This window comes from Tahibacter caeni (assembly GCF_024609805.1).
GTDB classification, from domain to species: Bacteria; Pseudomonadota; Gammaproteobacteria; order Xanthomonadales; family Rhodanobacteraceae; genus Tahibacter; species Tahibacter caeni.
This window is the reverse complement of sequence record NZ_JANFVR010000552.1, coordinates 1-1,889: the sequence shown is the minus strand read 5'-3', so window position 1 is coordinate 1,889 and position 1,889 is coordinate 1. Positions and strand designations below refer to the sequence as shown.

Here is a 1,889-nt window from a genome sequence, read left to right as displayed (position 1 = left end):
GTCGGTCGCGAGCAGGGCGTCGACCGCGGCCTGCGCCGTGGCCGGCGCAGGCGCGGCATCGGCCGCCGGCGGGTGCAGCGCGAGTCCGGCCAGCGCCAGGGTGAACAACGTCGTTTGCAGCATGAGTCTGTCCGTCAGGTAGGAAAATGCGGCCGGCAGCGGCGCCGGCCTCCGCGGCGCTGTATAGCAACCGCAGCGGCCCGCCGCGCGTCGCGGCGCGCGAATGCGCGCTATCCGGCAAATCCGTGACCCCGGTCAGGGGCGCGCCGCGTGCGGCTGCAACACGCGGCCGGTCGCCGCGGGAGCGCGTGCGCGGCGCCGGGCTGAAACGCGCGGCCGGATTTCAACGTGCGATGCGTCGCCGCTCCGGTCCGAAGCCGCGCGGGAGTGCCGGCGCCGGCTCCTGCCGGAGGCTGGGCCGGTGGGAGGTTCCGCGCGCTCGCGGCAGTCAGGCCGGTCCGGCGCTCGCAGACCGGTATCGCGTCGATGCGAAGTCGGCGACGAAGGGTTTCGTCGTCGTTGCACGCCGTAGCTCGGCGACGCGATGATTTTGCATTGCGTGCAATCGCAAACGACTGTGGCGACAGATTTGACAAGTCGTCACGCGGCGATTCGGCGCAGGTTACTGCAGGCAGAGGCGATTCGTGCGGTGGAACAGGTAATAATTACAGGGTTTACCGCTTGTTACTTGTTTCTTTCGCCGCTTGCGCCGATAGTGCCGTCGCAATTTTCTTTTCCGGCGCAGGCGCGCCGGAATCGTCGCGATCCGGTTGCACGGCGCTCGCCATGAACGCTCGCGGCCGTACAGGGGTTCCCGCACACGCGGGTCGGTGAAAACGCGGATTCGGGACGACTCCGCGCGGGAGAAGCGATGTCCGAGCCTGTCGGCCAGCCGTGGCCAGCGAACACGCATCGCCTACGCCTGGGCGAAGTCGAGTTCGATCTGCGCTATCGCAGCGTGCAGCGCGGAGGACGTGTGCACGAGCTCAACCAGCGTTGTTTCGATCTGCTGCTGCTGTTCCTGCGCGAGCCGCGCCTGCTGCATACGCGCGAGGAGATCATCCGCCGCGTCTGGTCCGGCGCCGTCGTCGAGGACGCCAACATCACGACGAGCATCTGGATGCTGCGCAAGGCTCTCGGCGACAGCGCGAAGGGCTGGATACGCACGGTGTCCAAGCAGGGCTACGTGTTCGATCCGCCCGGCGAGCTGGAGCCGGCGCCCGCCGCCGATACCGTAGCCGCGATTCCGGAGCCCGTCGCCGCGCCGCCGCCGGAGCCGGCCGAACCGCCGCCGCCCGTGCTCGCGCCGCCCCGGCGACCGCGTGTCGCCGCGATCGCCTCGCTGCTGCTCGTCGGCATGCTGCTGGCCGCCTTCGCTTGGCCGCTGCAATCGCCGGCGCCGCGCCGCGTCGTGCTCGTCGCGGTGTCGGACAATTCGCTGCAGAGCGAGGCGCGCTGGCCCGTGGAGCTGCTGTACGGCTGGATCGAATGGCAGCTCGCAGGCCGCGGCGACCGCGTCGTCCTCGCCGACGCCTCGGCCGAGCGCGACAGCGGCGACGTCGTCGTGCTGCTCAGCGTCGCGATGCCGGTCGGCCGCGACAGCGAATGGCACGTGCGCGCGCATCTGCGCGACGACGGCGGCGACGCGGGCTTCGACCGCGCGAGCACGCAGGAACGCCTGGTCGCGGCGATCGACGAGGTCAGCCGCGACGTCGTGCGGCATTTCGCTGCGGACATGGAGGCGGCCGAGGCGCCGTCGCTGGCCGCACTCGACGTCGCCGCCGCGCCGGATCTGGTCCGCGCGGTCGCGGCCGAACAGCGCGACCGCTGGAGCGAAGCCGCCGCACTGTATCGCCGCGTGCTGGAGGCGGCGCCCGACTTCGGCTTCG

Annotated in this window: 1 protein-coding gene; it reads left to right on the top strand. The window is 71.1% G+C overall.

Translation table 11 applies throughout. The features are described from left to right. Positions 1-871 precede the first annotated feature (871 nt). Positions 872-1,889: winged helix-turn-helix domain-containing protein (locus tag NON22_RS23685; protein WP_257389444.1), on the top strand; the 1,018-nt coding region annotated here is incomplete at its 3' end.